This is a genomic window from Pseudomonas sp. E315 (genome assembly GCF_055406205.1).
Genome location: NZ_JBUZPJ010000005.1, coordinates 304,216 through 323,311, shown reverse-complemented (window position 1 = coordinate 323,311; position 19,096 = coordinate 304,216). Strand labels below are relative to the sequence as shown.

16 protein-coding genes and 3 pseudogenes are annotated in these 19,096 nt (G+C 49.4%); 12 read left to right on the top strand and 7 right to left on the bottom strand.

Going from position 1 to position 19,096, the window contains the following annotated elements:
- Window positions 1-9: 9 nt before the first annotated feature.
- Entirely contained in the window at window positions 10-243 is a 234-nt protein-coding gene (rpmB, locus tag ACZRJQ_RS10440) for a 50S ribosomal protein L28 (protein WP_019410280.1), read from the bottom strand.
- 535 nt (window positions 244-778) lie between these two features.
- On the opposite strand from rpmB, the gene ACZRJQ_RS10435 reads away from it, so the two are divergent.
- On the top strand, window positions 779-2,365 hold the full coding sequence (locus ACZRJQ_RS10435; protein WP_463978273.1) for an ABC transporter substrate-binding protein: 1,587 nt from the start codon (window positions 779-781) through the stop codon (window positions 2,363-2,365).
- Between the two features lie 3 nt (window positions 2,366-2,368).
- On the opposite strand, the pseudogene ACZRJQ_RS10430 reads toward ACZRJQ_RS10435, so the two are convergent.
- Window positions 2,369-2,620, bottom strand: a pseudogene (locus ACZRJQ_RS10430) (JAB domain-containing protein); the annotation flags it as partial.
- Window positions 2,621-2,673: 53 nt separating this feature from the next.
- Here ACZRJQ_RS10430 and ACZRJQ_RS10425 point away from each other — a divergent pair.
- Both ACZRJQ_RS10425 and ACZRJQ_RS10420 read left to right on the top strand, forming a co-directional pair.
- A complete protein-coding gene (locus ACZRJQ_RS10425; RefSeq protein WP_463978272.1) occupies window positions 2,674-4,347 on the top strand; it encodes a recombinase family protein in 1,674 nt (557 codons plus the stop codon).
- A 497-nt stretch (window positions 4,348-4,844) separates the two neighbouring features.
- The gene (locus ACZRJQ_RS10420; protein ID WP_463978271.1) at window positions 4,845-6,647 is read left to right on the top strand and encodes a hypothetical protein; all 1,803 of its coding nucleotides are present in this window, start codon (window positions 4,845-4,847) and stop codon (window positions 6,645-6,647) included.
- A gap of 25 nt (window positions 6,648-6,672) precedes the next feature.
- On the opposite strand, the gene ACZRJQ_RS10415 is transcribed toward ACZRJQ_RS10420, so the two are convergent.
- On the bottom strand, window positions 6,673-7,572 hold the full coding sequence (locus tag ACZRJQ_RS10415) for a DNA adenine methylase (protein ID WP_463978270.1): 900 nt from the start codon (window positions 7,570-7,572) through the stop codon (window positions 6,673-6,675).
- A gap of 68 nt (window positions 7,573-7,640) precedes the next feature.
- Here ACZRJQ_RS10415 and ACZRJQ_RS10410 point away from each other — a divergent pair, with 68 nt between their 5' ends.
- The 4 genes from ACZRJQ_RS10410 to ACZRJQ_RS10395 all read left to right on the top strand — a co-directional run bounded on the left by ACZRJQ_RS10410 (window position 7,641) and on the right by ACZRJQ_RS10395 (window position 11,112).
- Window positions 7,641-7,859 (top strand): helix-turn-helix domain-containing protein, encoded by a 219-nt coding sequence (locus ACZRJQ_RS10410; protein ID WP_094989867.1) that lies wholly within the window; start codon window positions 7,641-7,643, stop codon window positions 7,857-7,859.
- Window positions 7,849-8,709 (top strand): DUF7687 domain-containing protein, encoded by an 861-nt coding sequence (locus ACZRJQ_RS10405; protein ID WP_463978269.1) that lies wholly within the window; start codon window positions 7,849-7,851, stop codon window positions 8,707-8,709. Before ACZRJQ_RS10410 ends, ACZRJQ_RS10405 begins: the two co-directional genes overlap by 11 nt.
- 242 nt (window positions 8,710-8,951) lie before the next feature.
- Window positions 8,952-9,866, top strand: coding sequence for a replication initiation protein (locus ACZRJQ_RS10400; RefSeq protein ID WP_463978268.1), 915 nt, complete (start codon window positions 8,952-8,954; stop codon window positions 9,864-9,866).
- Window positions 9,867-10,731: 865 nt separating this feature from the next.
- Window positions 10,732-11,112, top strand: a complete 381-nt coding sequence (locus tag ACZRJQ_RS10395) for a hypothetical protein (protein ID WP_463978267.1) — start codon at window positions 10,732-10,734, stop codon at window positions 11,110-11,112.
- Between the two features lie 234 nt (window positions 11,113-11,346).
- Here ACZRJQ_RS10395 and ACZRJQ_RS10390 read toward each other — a convergent pair.
- Window positions 11,347-11,781 (bottom strand): annotated as a pseudogene (locus ACZRJQ_RS10390) (UPF0758 domain-containing protein); the annotation flags it as partial.
- A gap of 109 nt (window positions 11,782-11,890) precedes the next feature.
- On the opposite strand from ACZRJQ_RS10390, the gene coaBC reads away from it, so the two are divergent.
- The 4 genes and pseudogenes from coaBC to argB all read left to right on the top strand — a co-directional run bounded on the left by coaBC (window position 11,891) and on the right by argB (window position 16,191).
- Window positions 11,891-13,099, top strand: a complete 1,209-nt coding sequence (gene coaBC, locus ACZRJQ_RS10385) for a bifunctional phosphopantothenoylcysteine decarboxylase/phosphopantothenate--cysteine ligase CoaBC (protein ID WP_463978266.1) — start codon at window positions 11,891-11,893, stop codon at window positions 13,097-13,099.
- A 5-nt stretch (window positions 13,100-13,104) separates the two neighbouring features.
- Window positions 13,105-13,560, top strand: a complete 456-nt coding sequence (gene dut, locus ACZRJQ_RS10380) for a dUTP diphosphatase (RefSeq protein WP_463978265.1) — start codon at window positions 13,105-13,107, stop codon at window positions 13,558-13,560.
- A 293-nt stretch (window positions 13,561-13,853) separates the two neighbouring features.
- A pseudogene (locus ACZRJQ_RS10375) lies at window positions 13,854-15,260 on the top strand (phosphomannomutase/phosphoglucomutase); the annotation flags it as partial.
- 25 nt (window positions 15,261-15,285) lie between these two features.
- Window positions 15,286-16,191: an acetylglutamate kinase gene (gene argB / locus ACZRJQ_RS10370; RefSeq protein ID WP_463978264.1), complete on the top strand. Its 906-nt coding sequence runs from the start codon at window positions 15,286-15,288 to the stop codon at window positions 16,189-16,191.
- Window positions 16,192-16,262: 71 nt separating this feature from the next.
- Here the strand turns inward: argB and pyrE are convergent, their stop codons facing one another.
- Window positions 16,263-16,904, bottom strand: coding sequence for an orotate phosphoribosyltransferase (gene pyrE / locus ACZRJQ_RS10365; RefSeq protein WP_463978263.1), 642 nt, complete (start codon window positions 16,902-16,904; stop codon window positions 16,263-16,265).
- An 82-nt stretch (window positions 16,905-16,986) separates the two neighbouring features.
- Here pyrE and ACZRJQ_RS10360 point away from each other — a divergent pair, with 82 nt between their 5' ends.
- Window positions 16,987-17,766 (top strand): exodeoxyribonuclease III, encoded by a 780-nt coding sequence (locus ACZRJQ_RS10360; protein ID WP_463978262.1) that lies wholly within the window; start codon window positions 16,987-16,989, stop codon window positions 17,764-17,766.
- A gap of 81 nt (window positions 17,767-17,847) precedes the next feature.
- Here the strand turns inward: ACZRJQ_RS10360 and ACZRJQ_RS10355 are convergent, their stop codons facing one another.
- Together ACZRJQ_RS10355 and rph are read right to left on the bottom strand one after the other, a co-directional pair.
- Window positions 17,848-18,216, bottom strand: coding sequence for a DUF4870 domain-containing protein (locus ACZRJQ_RS10355; protein ID WP_463978261.1), 369 nt, complete (start codon window positions 18,214-18,216; stop codon window positions 17,848-17,850).
- A 34-nt stretch (window positions 18,217-18,250) separates the two neighbouring features.
- Window positions 18,251-18,973 (bottom strand): ribonuclease PH, encoded by a 723-nt coding sequence (gene rph / locus ACZRJQ_RS10350; RefSeq protein ID WP_463978260.1) that lies wholly within the window; start codon window positions 18,971-18,973, stop codon window positions 18,251-18,253.
- Between the last annotated feature and the right edge of the window lie 123 nt (window positions 18,974-19,096).

Here is a 19,096-nt window from a genome sequence, read left to right as displayed (position 1 = left end):
TTAGCTCCCTTAGATCTTGCCAGCGCGACGGATTTCGGCCAGCACGACAGTGATGCCACGCTTGTCGATGATACGCATGCCTTTAGCAGATACGCGCAGACGCACAAAACGTTTCTCTTCTTCAACCCAGAAGCGGTGATGCTGCAGGTTCGGCAGGAAACGACGACGGGTTTTGTTATTTGCGTGGGAAATGTTATTCCCAGTCACCGGACCCTTACCGGTAACTTGACAGACTCTCGACATGCCTCAGCCCTCTAAAACCACATGCCCAACCCGGCATGGGTTGGCCGCTTAATCTCTCAGTCATTTGGCGCTAGGCGCCGCGTTTCTTTAAGGGTCTTACCGGCTACACCTACAAACGAAGGAACCGGGCCCCTAGAAAAGAGCGCTGCTTTATACCAGAAAGACTAAAGAGCAACAACACGCAGTGTGATTTGTCGTAATTAATTAAGCCGGCATTCTAACGGTAAATCGCGGTAAAGCCTATGCCTGACTGGGCTCGACCGCTCGTCGTCAGGTGAAAGGTTTCAGGTGTGCTATTGGGCATTTGCGACGAGTGCCCGGCCTGATGTGGCAGTGGCTGAAGGCTGCGATCACGGCCAAAACGCTTTCATGTGAGGGTGAGACCCTACTGGCCAGTAACCTTTCTAACGTTGTTATGGGATATTTCGCGGTTGTGCAGAGCATTTAAAGTGGTCATTTGGCGATCAGAACACTAGGGTAAGGCTTTTCCAGACTGCACATGCAGATGGGCCAACGACTGCAAAGGAAACACATCATGCGCCTCGCTGCCGCCCCCTTTTTGCTCACCTTGTGTTTGAGCCCGTTAGCCCACGCGGCGAGTTTGAGTGTTTGCACCGAGGCAAGCCCCGAAGGGTTTGATGTGGTGCAGTACAACTCGCTCAGCACCACCAATGCCTCGGCAGACGTGCTGATGAATCGCCTGGTGGACTTTGACGCTAAAACCGGCAAGTTGGTGCCGAGCCTGGCGCAAAGCTGGTCAGTGTCTGCTGACGGGCTTGTGTACGAGTTCAAGCTGCGTCCCGGCGTCAAGTTTCATCACACCCCTTATTTCACGCCAACGCGTGAGTTGAATGCCGATGATGTGCGATTTAGCTTTGAGCGCATGCTCGACCCGGCCAACCCGTGGCATAAGGTTGCCCAAAGCGGCTTTCCTCATGCGCAGTCGTTGCAACTGCCGCAGTTGATCAAAACCATCGAAACCCCGGACTCGCAGACGGTGCGCTTTACCCTGGCGCACCCGGACTCAACGTTTTTGCCTGCGTTGAGCATGGGGTTCGCATCGATTTATTCCGCCGAATATGCAGACAAGCTGCTTAAAGCGGGCACGCCTGAACAGATGAACAGCCAGCCCATTGGCACCGGGCCTTTTGTGTTCGGGCGTTTTCAGAAGGATGCAGTGGTGCGTTACAAGGCCAATCCGGATTACTTCTCCGGCAAGCCAGAGGTCGATAACCTGATTTTTGCCATCACCCCCGATGCCAACGTTCGTTTGCAGAAGTTACGGCGCAATGAGTGTCAGATCGCACTTTCGCCCAAGCCGTTGGATGTCGACGCTGCGACTAAAGACCCTGCATTAAAGGTCGAACAAACGCCGGCCTTTATGACCGCTTTCGTGGCCATTAATAGCCAGCATCCGCCATTGGACAAGCCAGAGGTGCGTCAGGCGATCAATTTGGCGTTCGATAAAGCGACCTACCTCAAGGCGGTGTTTGAAAACAGTGCGCAGCCAGCGAACGGTATTTATCCGGCGACCACATGGAGCTTTGCCAAAAACCTGCCTGATTACGCCCATGATCCGCAAAAGGCTCGGGAGTTGTTGGATAAGGCTGGGCTGAAGGAGGGTTTCAAAACCACGATTTGGACTCGACCGACAGGCAGTGTGTTGAACCCCAATCCGAGCTTGGGCGCACAGCTGTTGCAGGCAGATCTGGCGCAGGTCGGTATTAAGGCTGACATTCGAGTCATCGAATGGGGCGAACTGATCCGTCGAGCGAAGGCGGGTGAGCATGACTTGCTGTTTATGGGCTGGGCGGGCGACAACGGTGACCCGGACAACTTCCTGACCCCGCAGTTTTCGTGTGCAGCGGTGAAGTCGGGGACCAACTTTGCGCGTTATTGCGATAAAGCGCTGGATACCCTGATTAGTGAAGGCAAAGTCGTTAGTGATCAGGATAAGCGCAGCGCGTTATACCAAAAGGCCCAAGCTCTGATTCAGCAGCAAGCGTTGTGGTTGCCGCTGGCGCATCCAACGGCCTACGCACTAACGCGTAAAAACGTTCAGGGTTATCAGGTGAGTCCATTTGGTCGTCAGGACTTTTCGACAGTCAGCGTTAAGCCCTGAGCCTTACATCCAGCCATATTCGACCATCGACAATGGCTCTCCATCACCCACGATGAAGTGATCGAGCACCCGCACTTCTACCAGATCCAGCGCCTCTTTCAGGCGTTGGGTCAGCGTGCGGTCGGCCTCGCTGGGTTCGGGGATGCCTGATGGGTGGTTATGGCAGAAGATCACCGCTGCCGCGTTATGGCGCAGGGCGCGCTTGACCACTTGGCGCGGGTAAACGCTGGCGCTGTCGATTGAGCCTCTAAACAACGGAGGGGTATTTTCTAATAAACTACATCGAGAACCTACCCGGAGCCGTCATCATGTCCAAGGCATACGCCTACGTCCGTTGGTCAACCGCCGAACAAGGCGAAGAAGGCCGAGACAGCCACAGCCGTCAGATCACACCGCTGCAAGCATTCACAGAGACCACAGGCGTCCCGGTGGTCGAAACAGTCATAGACAAGGGTGTAAGTGCGTTCCGAGGTGCAAACGCTCGCACAGGCCAGCTTAAAGGCTTGTTGGACAGAGTAGAGAACGGAGAGATCGGGCAAGGCGATTACATCATTGTTGAATCCATCGACCGACTAACCCGGCAGAAACTCACGGATTCCGTTGATCTTATCCAGTCGATCCTAAAAAAAGGCGTCAGGCTCCACACCGTCTTCGATGACAAGACCTATTCCTATGACGATCCTAGCCGCGATCTCGAAACGCTGATCCTTGTGGGTGTCATCGCCAAGCGAGCACACGAGGAAAGCGACACCAAGAGCAAACGCCTCAAATCTTCATGGCTTAAAAAACGAGACGCCGCCGAAACGACCATCATCCGTAAACAATGCCCCTACGGCTTTCGTTACGACGAAAAAACCCAAGCCTTCGCAATCGTAGAAGACGAAGCCCAAGAAATTCGCCAAATTTTCGACCAACTCAAACATATGGGAATATTGGAAAGCATCAAACGGGTCAACCAGTATTCAAAACGTCGATGGACCAGAAAGCACATTGACGAACTTATCAAAAGTAAAAGCCCCATCGGCGTTTTGTGCCTCAGAAGACGTAACGAAGATGGAACAAAGTCATTTGACCGTTATGTACCCGGCTACTTTCCAAAACTAATAGAGGAAAGCGAATTCGATGCAGCCGTTACGGCCATTAAAAACCGCTTTAATGAGAGAAAAAACGGCAGAAGGTCACCAAACAGCTACAATATTTTCAGGCACTGTATACAGTGCGAAGAACACAAGGTAGGGATGTTGTTCAACCTTCAAGGACTAGGAGCAGAAAAAAAACGTTACGCCTACCTTGTTTGTTCTAACAAAGCCGAACGGGTATGCGAGTGCGATAACCGCATTCGATTTGAACTTGTTTTTGGTACGCTTCTCGCCTTCGTCAAAAGATTATCCGAAAATCGTTATATTGACGAAAGAACAGATAAGAAGCGAAAAGACTTTACTTGGTTCAGCCAAGAGCAGTACAAGCAAATGGACACCGTAAACGACGCATTTAGTCGCTTCTTTTCCGTTCGTGATACTTCGGCACCAAAAGAAGAGATTAGGGCCAAAAAAGCCAAGCTAACGACAGAGAAATCCACATTGGAGATGTTAGAAGCTTCGCTTGCCCAGTTCGACGGCATGATCCCTCAAACATTTATCAGGCGTGTGGCCGATAGCGAAGCACGGATTACAGTCCTAGAAAGCGAAATCCAGAGCCTTGAAGGCTCATTAGCTATTGAAGCGGAAACGCTCGAAATCACCACCTACGAAGACATATTAGACCTTTACGAAACAGAAGAAGGCCGATTAAAACTCAATACATTTTTTATCAGCCGAGGAATTATCTTCGACGTCCAAATCAACAAAGAAAGTAACACGGTAGGAATAACCGTCCGCATCAAAGGCGAAGAAGATTTTAAACTTTACACCTACCAAACTTTTACCCAAAAAAACCCATTAATGCCGTTCGGAATCCCAGACCTTTCCCATATCATCAAGTAGACAAAAGCCCCTCTAAAATCCAGTATCTTGGAGGGGGTTACACATTAAACATCGTGACGTTACACATAAAGAAAAGCTCCAACCCACCAGAATAGCTTTTGATTTTCTTAAAAATCACCATCTTCTTTCACAAATCACATCGCATAATGCACTCCCCTGCACACGCCTCATGTATATACACGCATACGCTTGCGTCTTTAGTTATCAATATATAGATAACAACAATAAAGATTACTACACCGCACATACACACACGCAAGCACAAACAGCCTACAAACTTGATCAAAATTTAATCTATGGTAAATTACAAATAAGGGTAATAAGCGAAGCGATATGAAGCATTTATCAACCCTTTGGTTACAACTTCACACTTTTGCTTCGCAAAAGATGAGAAGTGGTAACGCCGGGCCAAAGGGTGCCCCTTTGGATACCCAAGAGCAAAGCAAAAGCATCTCGCTGAAATTTAGGAGTAAAAAACAACCACTACTGAGGGTTAAATGAGTAATGAAATCAAAAACACAACCATGTTATATAAGAGACTTAACTTTTCAGTCTCTACAATTAAAAAACTAGGCAAATCCTTAAAGCATTCTTTGCGTGTTCACAGCAAAGAAGAAAAGAAAATACAATGGGACGAAGACCTATCCCATAGCAACATATTTATAGTCAATGGTAAGCCTGTACCAATGAATGAAGCATCTGCCTTGTCATTCATTAAAGACACGCTAACGCCTTTTCATCTGGTCAATAGAAGCAAAGAGCAGAGAAAAGAAGACGTAGAAACCAAAGGCAAATATAAATACAAAATCAAGAAAATTATTAAAGATGAGGCAGACCAACCCATAGCCGCCTACCTTGACGAACTTATCGACCGTAGCGATTACATCGACGGCGAACAGGTCAAAGAAGATTTTGAAGCCTTCGAGGTCAGCAGGAAGGCCCAGAAGCTCAAAAGCGTCCAAAACTACATAGACCTACACAACACTATCACCCAAGCAGAAAAACCGCTGGATGGCCGTAAAACAGTTATCCAAGAGGCTTTCTTTAAATTCCCCATGCACAACCAAGTAGACCTACCGGCTGAATTTTACGTTTCGGCAATTCAGGACTTCTACGCCAAATATTTTCCCGATTATAACGTCCTATTGACGGTTTACCACGGCGATGAATTAGAGGGAGGTAAAAAGAAGGTTGGCGACCACCCTCATATTTTTATTGACTGTAAAAACAAAAGCACAGGTGAATATGACCTGACAGAACAGCAAGCGGTGCTTGCCAATAAAGTCATTAAACATGTTGAATTTTTCAAGAGTTACACGCCTGTAAACACCAAGCAACAGACATATCAGGAGAGTCAAATAATAGGCGAAGCGTTGCAGGAGCTATTTTACAAACACATCAATAAAAAATTCAAAACTGAAAATATTCCACTTGTAGCTAATAGATTGGAACAGACCCAAGAAAACCTTGAAATTAGAAAGAAAATCAGGCTTGAAAGTAAGAAAGCCAAAGAAGATAGGGCATTTAACCTTTATACAATGCGACAAGAGCAACTTGAAGATACAGAAAATAAACTTGAGGAAGTCACACTAGAAGTCGAGAACAAGCAACAAACAAAAGGCACGATTGACCAAGAAATACGCCAAGACCAACAAATCAGCCTTAATTTAAAAATGAAGATTGAAAAGGCCGAAACACATTGGAGCAAAAGGCTCGCCCAGTTTGACAGCAAAATCAAAGAAAACACCACAACCCTTAGCACCCTCACGCAAAAACGAATAGATATTCAGCAAGACATTACACAGCTACAAAATAAAAAAGTAGAGTTAGGGAAAAACTTCAAAACAGAAAAAGATAAATTACAAAAAAATCTAAATGATTTAAAAGAAAAAGTGACAGCAGAATCGACAAAGCACAAAAGAATTAAGCAGGCCATAACGATACTTGACGAAAAACTAGAACCACTAATCCATAAATTTGACGTGAAGGTGGATAAGGTACTCCACGCCAAACGAATGCACGAGGACACCGAAACCCTTTATATTGAAATGAAGGAGAACATCTTTCAGACTGCTAAATACATGGGAAAAGAAAAACGACACGACTACCTATGGTCTGTTAAAGAGCAGCTTGAAGAGAAAGGACTAGATCCTGATATGGTTAATTTTGGCTTTAAAGAAAAGGTTCAGCTATTCATATCCGATAAATTCACCAACACCCAAATAATAGAATTTGATAAGCAGGAGGCCATAGATGCAAAGGCAGCGAGAACCAGAAGAAACTTATACAAGAACAAATAAAAAGCCCCATTACAGGGCTTTTTTCTTAGTAAGTGAGAAGCAGTCGGTCGGTAACTAAGTGATCTTCTAAACTCTTACCATCCATTTGAAAGCGTTTAAGCATCGAGCGGCCAACGTTGATAAATACTTCTTGCTCGAACAAGCCGTCAGGAACATCCACATCACATAGCTTCTTTCCCGAAAACTTTGTTCCATCAATACTCAACGCAACATAAACACCACGACGCTTACACTCATCTATTTTGTCGAGCAAGCGACTGAGAGAGAAAGATTGGGCACCATATAAAATTGCTTGACTATCAACATAAGGAGGGTCGCAATAAATCAAATCACCTTGTTTTGCTTTATCCATCGACTCTTCAAAATCACATAAGAAAAATTCAACGCCTTTTGTTCTCTCGCTCCACAAATCAACCCTATGAGAAAACTTTTCAGGCGGCATAGGATTATGTGCCCCGCAAGGGGTAGACATAAAACCGTCTTTTTTCCGAAACCTCACAACCCCGCCATAGCAGGAGCGAAGGATAAAAACCAGATCAGCACCATTAGGAGATGCATTATAAGAATCCAAAACCTTCTTATATGCTTCTTTTTTCCCTAGTATAGCGACTAGCTCATGGCGTTCCTGATACCATCTTTTAAGCGACTCTTTATCCTTATGCAACGCGGTCCATATCTCTACAAGTGGGGGAAACACGTCACTTGCTATCGCTTTGTTTGGACTTAAGGTACCGAGGACGCCCCCACTCCCCAAAAACGGTTCGAAATATGTACCGTAATGTTGAGGGAAATAACTAATAATATCTTCAGCTTGTTTTTGCTTATTTCCTACCCATTTTAGTAGTTGGCTTTTAAAAGCTTGGGTTTTTAGAGAAGGAGGTTTTACGGCCTCTATCTCAAAAAAATCTCTCTGTATTTGCCCCAATGCGACGCCCTCCAACCTGATCAATATTCTGATTTTGAATATCGTACCAGATATTTTATATTCGGTAAATGGCCAAAATGCATAGATATCACTTAATTCTTCGCCAATATCGTCTTGAGTCGGGACTTACTCAAGCACAACTTGCTGAACGAATCAATGAAACACAATCGTTTGTGAGTAAATACGAAAGTGGCGAGCAGCGATTAGATTTATATGAGCTAGAAAAAATTTGCGATGCCATTGGGGTGCCGTTGATGGACTTTATAGGGAAGTATCTTGAAAGCTGATATCCGTTTTCTAAGCCAATCCAGAGAATTTTGGGCTAATGTTCGCACCATTAGTCAGGGAGTCGGTTATACAGACAAAGGTACGAAAACCATTCTGATACCAAACCGACAACAGCTTCACAAAGCTTTCGACAAGCTTGACTTGTCACTCGCACACATTGAAGACACCCACGGAAACCTCACCCAGTTTGGTAACGTGCTAATCGACTATTTTACTTACCGCTCTGAAATCCTGAACAATGTTGTTCGTCTCAATTTGATGAACAAAGACGAAGCGGAAGAAGTCTTCAATCAACTTCATGATCAATTGCGACCTACTTGCCCGCTACCTTTTAACAAGCAGAAGGCCGAAAAGAAAAATTACGCCTTTCTTACCGGCATGGTTAATATGCTGGTGGACGCTAATATCGGCTCGTACTCTTGCGACTACGACCCAAGAAGCTTAACCACAGTTACCCACAATCGTATGCCACTAAGAACTCTATCACGTAGGGTTGACGGTGCTTTTCCGGCTGTAATCAATCCCATCGCAATATGGGAAATCAAAGAATATTATTACACTACTACTTTCGGCAGCCGTGTTGCTGACGGCGTGTATGAGTCTCTATTAGACGGCATGGAACTCACAGAACTAGAACAAGCAGGACATCAAAAAATTCATCATATGTTAGTAGTTGATGACTACTTCACTTGGTGGGAGTGCGGCCGCTCGTACCTGTGCAGAATCATAGATATGCTGCATATGGGGTATATTGATGAAGTGATTTTTGGCCGCGAAGTTGTTCACAGGCTTCCGGTTCTTGTCAACGAATGGAAACAACAGCTTTCAGCACGCCCAAGCTCTATTTAACCAAATTTTAAAGATAAAAAAGCCCGCTTAATCGCGGGCTTTTTATCATCCAAGTTTGACAAACCTCGAAAGTATGGCAACTTGAAAGGAGCAGAAAAAGAAAACCACCCGGCAAGGTGGCTAAGGATACTACAATAAAATTTTAAAAACTTTAATCAACACACTCATTTAATCATCAAAAAGTTTATTGTCAAGTCACTCCCCAAGGTTTTCTTTTTCTAAAACTAATAGAAGAGGAATATATGGGATGCATAAAACTATTTGAGGACTACTTACCAAGAAGACCTTACCACACTGATGATTTAACCAGTGGCTTAAAAATCAACAAAAAAGAAAAAGCAAAACTTGCAAGACTTATACAGCCGAACGGCCCTACGCATAGATATTGGATGGTGTTTGACTTAGATAGGTCTGATGCCGGTATGCACTGGGACACCGTAGGGGCACCAGCTCCGAACCTAATAGCTCGAAATCCGGCTAATGGGCACGCCCATTTACTCTACTTGCTACAAACCCCTGTCCGAACTGCTATGGACGGCAAAACAGCCCCTTTACGCTACGCTGCGGCCATCGAGGCAGGATTGCGTAACCGTCTAGGAGCAGACAGCGGTTACAGCGGGTTGATCTGTAAGAACCCCATAAATCCCCACTGGATGACCTACCAATGGCAGGCCGATCCATACACCTTGGACGACCTAGCCGACTACATCGATTTAACCCCGGAAAAGGCCAAACAGAAGCCTGTAGAGGATTACGGCTTGGGTCGCAACTGTATGCTTTTCGATGAGTTAAGAGCGTGGGCATATAAAGCGATTCGCCAAGGCTGGCCCGACTACGACCAATGGTTAAACGCTTGCCTTGATAGAGCCACAGGCTACAACATCAACTTTTCTACACCGCTGGATATGTCTGAGGTTAAGCACACAGCAAAGAGTGTAGCGAAGTGGACGCATAGAAACTTTAACCGTGGAACCTTTGACGATTATGTCGCTAGAACTCACACAAGCGAAATCCAGAGTTTTAGAGGTAAGCAAAAGGGTAAGACCAAGAGAGAGCGAGGCATTATCTTGCTGGAAGCAGGGGCGTCTATTCGACAAGTCATGAAGGAGTTAAATGTAAGCAGAGCAACAGCATACAACTGGAGGGTAAATCCATAACATTATAATCTGTCTAAAAGCCTATATCAGATAATAGCACCCGGTGAGGGTGTTTCTTCTTTCCACCCCCTCCCCCTTCCCTCCCATCCGAACCACATACCTACACCTAAGACCTATAAGCCGACAGCCATAGAACGCACGGAAAGGGTCAAAATCGGCTTGTATTTGCTCGATTGATACGAAGGCACCACAAAGTTAAACGACCCACTTAAAACACGTAATTGCGTGCCCAACCCTATCCAACAGCTTACTATGCTTCGGAGATATATCCCCCAACCTATATGTATTATATATAATACATATCAACTTTCTTTCCTGATGAAAATTTCACACTTTTATCGTTCATCAAATTCGGCGAATGATATCCACTGAGCGAATGAGCCCATATATCCAGAAAGCGTCGTGGACCAATAAGAAAAAACGAGCCATTTTGAAAATACAATTTCTTTAAAAACACGCATTAAAAAACTCACAAACTAATATCATATTTTTGATAATTCATTATTTTCAACCATCAAATTATGGCTTGCAAACAGCAAAATACCTTGTCAATAGCAAAATGAAAATAAATATAAAGTCTAACCTTAATCGTTAAATAGGGTTCAACAGTAAGTAAATCACTTAGTTGATTTTTGCCACAAAGCAGAACAAAAAACGACACCGCAAAAACTCAAAAATCGCTCTCAAATGAATTTCACAAAAAACGCAGGGTATTGGTCACCTTAAAAATTGAAAAAAATGAAAATATCGGATTTCTTACATATTATATCCCCGAAGCAATTTGTAGGTTCGGAGATATAACCTTGAAGCATTGACTTATCAAAAACCTATGGTAATTGTATTGTAACAACATAGGAGTTCTAATATGAACAAGGCGGAATATGCAGGAAAAATAGGTGGGTTAGTTGGTGGATTCAAAAGAAGAGAGCGTCAATCGTTCTTGGTTAATTTTTTAAAAATCTTAGAGATGGAAGAATATCCAAATTTAAAATTGACTTCATGCCTTGCAAAAAAACTTATAGCTGAGTTTTCAGGCTACAAATCAATATCAAACGATGTTTTAGTAAGGGAGTTCGGAACACCGGGAAACAAGACAAAAAAGCCAAACCTCAACGAAACCGTGCGTATATTGACCGAGCGACATAGGGAAACGTATAAACATCTTTGGGGGGCAGCAAAAATCAAGATTGATGCAGACGCAGACGAATACAAACAACGCAAAATAGAAGAAATTAAAAATAACTAACTATTTATAGTACGGTTTTATGCTTTATATATTTCTATCCTCAAAACCAAAATTGTGCTTTGCGGATAGCGGCCCTCCTGCCGTTTAAGCTAAGCAATCATAGGTTCAAAGATATATCCCCGAACCATTATCTACGCCACCCAAGCACACCCCGGACGAGTCCGGCCCCCAAAGCCACGGGTACAAGTCCCCGCACCTTTGGTGACCTCGATCAAAATTATTAGAAAATGCTAGACCGCTGAATAGCACTTCAAAGGTCAGCATTCGGTGCTTTGAGTCCATAAACAGGCAGCCGAAAACTTCGTGTGGCTCGTGGCGCAACAAGGCTTTTAGGTAATCACGAACCGCCTGCGGGCTTTCAAGGGCTGAGTCGCGGCGCAGACGCTCGGCCAAGTGCCGCCGGGCCATTTCCAGTACCGCCTGTAGCTGACTGAACTTGGCTGGGCCGAGCCCCAATTGTTGGCTGAAGGTTTTTAGGTCGGCTTCCAGCAAGGCTCTTAAACTGCCAAATTCGTTGAGCAAATGCCGGGCAAGATCTACGGCACTTTTGCCCGAAACCCCGGTACGCAGGAAGATCGCCAGCAGTTCAGCGTCAGAAAGACTGCCCGATCCATGCTCTAAAAGTTTCTCTCGCGGTCGTTCGGCCGCAGGCCAATTTTTGATACTCATAACACCTCCTTGTGTGGGCGCTAAAGGCGCTGTGTTATCTTAGCCCATCATTTTTGCGTGGCATTTGGCCCTATTGCGCGCAGCCATCATCGAACTAAAAGGCAGGCCTATGCAGCGGCTGTATCGAAAACGCATTGTTTTAGGCGTCGGCGGCGGCATTGCTGCTTACAAGAGTGCAGAGCTGGTTCGCCGCCTGCTCGATCAAGGTGCTGAAGTGCGTGTTGTGATGACGCGCGGCGGCAGCGAATTCATTACCCCGCTGACCATGCAAGCGTTGTCGGGGCACCCGGTTCATCTGGACTTGCTCGACCCTGCGGCAGAAGCTGCGATGGGGCATATCGAGTTGGCCAAGTGGGCCGATCTGGTGCTGATTGCCCCCGCCACGGCTGACCTGATTGCGCGTTTGGCCCAAGGCCTTGCCAATGATTTGTTAACCACGCTGGTGCTGGCGACTGATGCGACCGTGGCAATCGCCCCGGCCATGAATCAGGCCATGTGGCGTGACCCTGCCACGCAAGCTAATACTCAGCTCCTGCAAAGCCGTGGTCTACGTGTGTTTGGCCCTGCTTCTGGCAGTCAGGCCTGTGGTGACGTGGGTTTTGGACGAATGCTTGAAGCCGATGACTTGGTGCAGTGTGCTGCCGAGTGTTTCCAGCGCAATGCGCTGACCGGCAAACACGTGCTGATCACGGCGGGACCGACTCAGGAAAACATCGACCCAGTGCGTTACATCACCAACCACAGCTCCGGGAAAATGGGCTTTGCTCTGGCCGAAGCCGCGGTTGAAGCCGGTGCTCGCGTCACACTGATTACGGGCCCAGTGCATTTGCCTACGCCGGATCGGGTCACGCGTATCGATGTTGTCAGTGCGCGCGATATGCTCGCAGCGTGTGAAGCGGCGATCCCGTGTGATGTGTTTATCGCCTCTGCTGCTGTAGCGGATTACCGCCCTGAAGTGGTTGCCCCGCAAAAACTCAAGAAAGACCCTACGAGTGGCGACGGTCTGTTGCTGCAAATGGTGCGTAATCCAGACATTCTGGCCACCATCGCTTCGCGCCCTGACCGCCCGTTTAGTGTCGGCTTTGCTGCCGAGACCGAGCACTTGCTCGATTACGCCGCACGTAAGCTCAAAGACAAAAACCTCGATTTGATTGTTGCCAATGACGTGGCGAACCCCAGCATTGGTTTCAACAGTGAGGAAAACGCGGTCAGCGTGATTGACCGTGAGCTGCACGCTACTCAGTTTGCCCAGACCAGCAAGGGCAAGATTGCTCGCCAGTTGGTCACTTTTATCGCCGAACGTCTGAACCAGGTTTAACTCGTATGCACGCTTTGCAAGCCAAAATCCTTGATCCACGCATTGGTAACGAATTCCCGCTGCCGCAGTACGCCACGCCCGGTTCTGCCGGCCTTGACCTGCGCGCCATGCTTAAACAAGACACGATTCTGGAGCCAGGCCAAACCCTGCTGATTCCAACTGGGCTGTCGGTTTACATCGGCGATCCGGGCCTTGCCGCGTTGATCCTGCCGCGCTCCGGGCTGGGCCACAAACACGGCATCGTGCTGGGCAATCTGGTCGGTTTGATCGACTCCGATTATCAGGGCGAGCTGATGGTGTCGTGCTGGAACCGCGGGCAAACTGCGTTCAACATTGCCGTTGGCGAGCGCATTGCTCAATTGGTGTTGGTGCCTGTGGTGCAAGCGCATTTTGAGCTGGTTGAAGAGTTTGATGAAAGTCAGCGTGGTGCAGGAGGTTTCGGCCATTCCGGCACGCTTTGATTCTGCTGTGACAGGTCAGGCGCCCAGCCTGACCTGAACCGGTCGCGTGGTAATTCAGGATGAAGCTCGCGCAAAAATTGTTAGCACTTTCGTCGCCTAAATCGCTGGCGGCCCTCTGCCATATGCGCCGTGATGCCAATTGGCCTTGCGAACTCTCGTCTCAAAACACCGTCCAAACCTCCAGTTTGTATTCGACAACATGCCATTGCGCGCCGTCTGCGCTTCGTGTGGTCAGGTCGATGTTTGCGTGTCTGGCAGTCAGTACGCAGCCCAAAATTCTTTGAAAGTGGAGTACCCCCGTAATGAGCAGTACAGCCTCGGTTGCGCCGCAGTTTCCTGACAGTATTTTCCGTGCTTACGACATTCGTGGGGTGGTGCCAGAAACATTGACCGCTGAAACCGCTTACTGGGTTGGCCGCGCCATTGGCTCTGAAAGCCTGGCCAAGGGCGAGCCCAATGTGTCGGTGGGGCGTGACGGGCGTTTGTCTGGCCCTGAGCTGGTTGAGCGCTTGATTCAGGGTGTCGCTGACAGTGGCTGCCATGTCAGTGACGTGGGGTTGGTGCCGACTCCGGCGCTGTATTACGCGGCAAATGTGCTGGCAGGCAAGTCGGGGGTGATGCTCACGGGCAGCCACAACCCGTCTAACTACAACGGCTTCAAAATCGTGATCGCTGGCGACACGTTGGCCAACGAGCAAATTCAAGCGTTGCACACGCGGCTCAAAACCAATGACCTGACTCGCGGTGAAGGCAGTATTGCGCGGGTTGAAATTTTGGAGCGTTACTTCTCGCAGATTGCGGGTGATATCAAGTTGGCGAAGCGGCTCAAGGTGGTAGTTGACTGCGGCAACGGCGCTGCGGGCGTGATCGCGCCACAACTGATCGAAGCCTTGAATTGCGAAGTTATCCCGCTGTTCTGTGAAGTGGATGGCAACTTTCCTAATCATCATCCCGATCCGGGTAAGCCTGAGAACCTCGTGGATTTGATCGCCAAGGTCAAAGAAGTGAAGGCGGACTTGGGGCTGGCCTTTGATGGTGATGGTGATCGTGTGGGCGTTGTTACCAACACCGGTACGATGGTGTTCCCGGATCGCTTGCTGATGCTGTTCGCTCAGGATGTGCTGGTACGCAATCCGGCCGCCGAGATCATCTTTGATGTGAAATGCACACGCCGCCTAACGCCGTTGATCAAGGAGTATGGGGGTCGCCCTCTGATGTGGAAAACGGGGCATTCGTTAATTAAGAAGAAGATGAAAGAAACCGGCGCCTTGCTGGCCGGTGAAATGAGCGGGCACATCTTTTTTAAAGAGCGTTGGTTCGGCTTTGATGACGGTATTTACAGCGCTGCACGTTTGCTGGAGATCCTGAGCAAGCAGCAATCGACAGCTGAAGAGCTGTTTGAGACCTTCCCGAACGATATTTCTACGCCTGAGATCAATATCGATGTGACGGATGAGAGCAAATTCAGCATCATTGACGCCTTGCACGACGCCCAATGGGGTGAGGCCGCTGAGCTGACGTCCATTGATGGTGTTCGGGTCGACTACCCCCACGGTTGGGGCCTGGTTCGCGCATCCAACACCACGCCGGTGCTGGTGCTGCGATTTGAGGCGGATACTGAGGCTGAACTGCAACGCATTAAGGATGTTTTTCACGCTCAGTTGAAGCGTGTGGCACCTGATCTCCAACTACCGTTTTGATCGACTTGTTCTACCGGAGCCCTGAATGACCCTCGAACGTGATGCCGCCTCCAACGTCGCCAAGGTTTTGTCCGAAGCGCTGCCCTATATTCGCCGCTACGTCGGCAAGACGCTGGTGATCAAGTACGGCGGCAACGCCATGGAGAACGATGATCTGAAAACCGGTTTTGCCCGTGACATCGTGTTGATGAAAGCCGTGGGGATCAACCCGGTGGTGGTTCACGGTGGCGGGCCGCAAATCGGTGATTTGCTCAAGCGGTTGTCTATCGAGAGCCATTTTATCGACGGTATGCGCGTGACAGACTCGCAAACTATGGATGTGGTTGAGATGGTGCTGGGTGGGCACGTCAACAAAGAGATCGTGAACCTGATCAACCGTCATGGTGGCAGTGCGATTGGTCTGACCGGTAAAGACGCTACGTTGATCCGTGCCAAGAAGATGGTGGTAACCCGTCAAACGCCTGAAATGACGAGCCCGGAGATCATTGATTTTGGTCACGTAGGTGAAGTGGTCGGGATCAACACCGACCTGCTGCACATGCTGACCAAGGGCGATTTTATCCCGGTGATCGCACCGATTGGTGTGGGTGAAAACGGCGAGTCTTACAACATTAACGCCGACTTGGTGGCGGGCAAGGTCGCTGAAGCGTTGAAGGCTGAGAAGCTGATGCTGCTGACCAATATCGCTGGCCTGATGGATAAGGAAGGTCACGTGTTGACCGGCCTTACCACGGCACAAGTGGACGACCTGATTGCTGACGGCACGATTTACGGCGGTATGCTGCCTAAAATCCGCTGCGCGCTGGAGGCTGTGCAAGGCGGTGTGACCACCGCTCACATTGTTGACGGGCGAGTACCGAATGCGGTGTTGCTGGAGATCTTCACGGACACCGGTGTGGGTACGCTGATTACCAACAGCAAGCCTGCCTGAGGCGAGCTGCAAAAAAAGACCCCGCTCGAGTTTTCGTGCGGGGTCTTTTTTAGCGGTTTTTCAGGTGCGGGTTAGATCCCGTACTGCGCCCGATAAGCTTCAACGGCCGGCAGGTACTGTTTAAGCGCGTCATCATCAGCCAAAAATTGCAGTACTTGGTTCAGCGACACAATGCTGACCACTGGAATGCCGAAGTCGCGCTCGACTTCTTGAATGGCCGATAGCTCGCCGTTGCCACGCTCTTGACGGTTCAAGGCAATCAACACGCCCGCCGCTTTGGCGCCTTGGGCTTGAATGATTTGCATGACTTCACGGATGGCAGTGCCAGCGGTGATTACGTCGTCGATGATCAAGATATCGCCTTCCAGCGGCGAGCCGACCAGGCTGCCCCCTTCGCCGTGGGCTTTGGCTTCTTTGCGGTTGAAGCACCACGGCACGTCACGTTCGTGGTGTTCAGCCAGCGCCACAGCAGTGGTAGCGGCCAAAGGAATACCTTTGTAGGCCGGGCCAAAGAGCACGTCGAAGGGAATACCGCTGTCAACGATGGCGGCTGCGTAAAAGCGCCCCAGTTGAGCCAGCGCGGAGCCGGTGTTGAACAGGCCGGCATTGAAGAAGTAAGGACTGGTACGCCCGGACTTCAGGGTGAACTCACCGAAGCGCAAAACGCCGCGATCGATGGCAAAACGGATGAAGTCGCGCTGATACGCTTGCATGGAAAAGGCCCCAGATGCCACGGATTTAGCTAATTAGTAAGACGGCGTGTATCATACACGCACGTGATTTTTGGGGCCATTTATGCGGATCATCAGTGTGAACGTTAATGGTATTCAGACGGCAGTCGAGCGCGGTTTGCTCAGTTGGCTGCAAGCTCAGAATGCCGACGTTATCTGCCTGCAGGACACCCGCGCCTCCGCCTTTGAACTGGACGATCCAGCCTACCAGCTGGATGGCTACTTTCTTTATGCCTGCGAAGCTGAAGTCCCTGCCCAAGGCGGTGTGGCTTTGTACTCGCGGTTGCAACCGAAGGCAGTCATCACTGGGCTTGGCTTCGAGACGGCCGATCGCTACGGGCGCTACCTGCAAGCCGATTTCGATAAGGTCAGCATCGCGACCTTGCTGCTCCCTTCGGGGCAAAACGGCGATGAAGACTTGAATCAAAAGTTCAAGCTAATGGATGACTTTGCACGCTACCTGGATAAGCAGCGTCGCAAGCGTCGTGAGTACATCTACTGCGGCTCGCTGTATGTGGCGCAGCAGAAGCTCGACATTAAAAACTGGCGTGACAGCCAGCAATCTCCCGGCTTCTTGGCGCCTGAGCGGGCCTGGCTGGATGAGATTGTCGGCAACATGGGCTATGTCGATGCCCTGCGTGAAGTCAGTCGTGAAGGCGATCAGTACAGCTGGTGGCCGGACAACGAACAGGCCGAGATGCTCAATCTTGGCTGGCGTTTCGACTATCAGTTGCTGACACCGGGCTTGCGTCGTTTTGTACGCAGTGCACGTTTGCCGCGTCAGCCGCGTTTTTCGCAACATGCACCATTGATCGTGGACTACGACTGGACACTGACCATCTAAGTGTCTTTTCGCCGTTATAAAAATGCCCGTATCGAAAGATACGGGCATTTTTTTGTCGCTAATAAACGCAGCAGTGGCGGGTTACTTGATGGGGCGCCATGTGAAGGGGTAGCGATACGCCACCCCGTCGTTGGCCTTGACGCCTGCAATAACCACCAGCACCACAGCGCCGATCAGCACCAGGCCCAGCAAGGCGAAGCCGATCAGGATAAACATCAGCACATAGCAAATTGCCGAGGCAATCGCCACGGTGATCTGGAAGTTCAGCGCTTCTTTGCCCTGATCATCAACGAAAGGATCGCTCTCGCGCTTCATCTGCCAAAGGATCAGCGGGCCGATCAAACTGCCAAACGGAAACCACATTCCCAGGAACGCCGAAAAGTGACAGAACATGGCCCATTGACGAGCTTCGCGGCTCGGCCCGGGTTTTGAAAGGTCCAACTCACTCATGGCGTTCTCCAGGTTGTAAGCGATGGTTCAGCAATCAGTCGGCCAATGCGGCTTGTTGCAGGGCAAAGATTTCGGTCATGCCTTTTTGTGCCAGAGCGAGCATGGCGTTCAGCTCTTCAGGCTGGAACGGTGCGCCTTCGGCGGTGCCCTGTACTTCAATGAAACCACCGGTGCTGGTCATGACCACGTTCAGGTCAGTTTCGGCTGCCGAGTCTTCAGGGTAGTCGAGATCAAGCACAGGCTCGCCTTGGTAAATACCCACCGACACGGCCGCGATCATTTGCTTGATCGGGTCGCCGCCTTTGAGGCCGCCGCGCTTTTTGATGACTTTAAGGGCATCAACCAGCGCAACCATTGCGCCGGTAATCGATGCAGTACGGGTGCCGCCATCAGCCTGAATTACATCGCAGTCGACGTACAGGGTGATGTCGCCCAGCTTGGACATGTCCAGGGCTGCGCGAAGGGAGCGGCCGATCAAGCGTTGGATCTCCAGCGTACGGCCGCCTTGCTTGCCACGGCTGGCCTCTCGCTGGTTACGATCACCGGTGGCGCGTGGCAGCATGCCGTATTCGGCAGTCAGCCAGCCTTGGCCCTGACCCTTAAGGAAGCGTGGGACGCCATTTTCGACGCTGACGGTGCAGATGACTTTGGTGTCACCGAACTCGACCAGTACAGAACCCTCTGCGTGTTTGGTGTAGTTGCGGGTGATGCGGATCGAGCGTAGCTGATCGGCAACGCGACCACTTGGACGTTTCATGTGGGATACCTGTACGGGACGGAAAACTGCCGAGCATTATAAAGGCCGCAGCCCAACAGGACACGTCTAAAAACATTTCACGTCTGTAGTCGCTGGCGCAGGGTGCGAAAAGGGTCGGCGGAT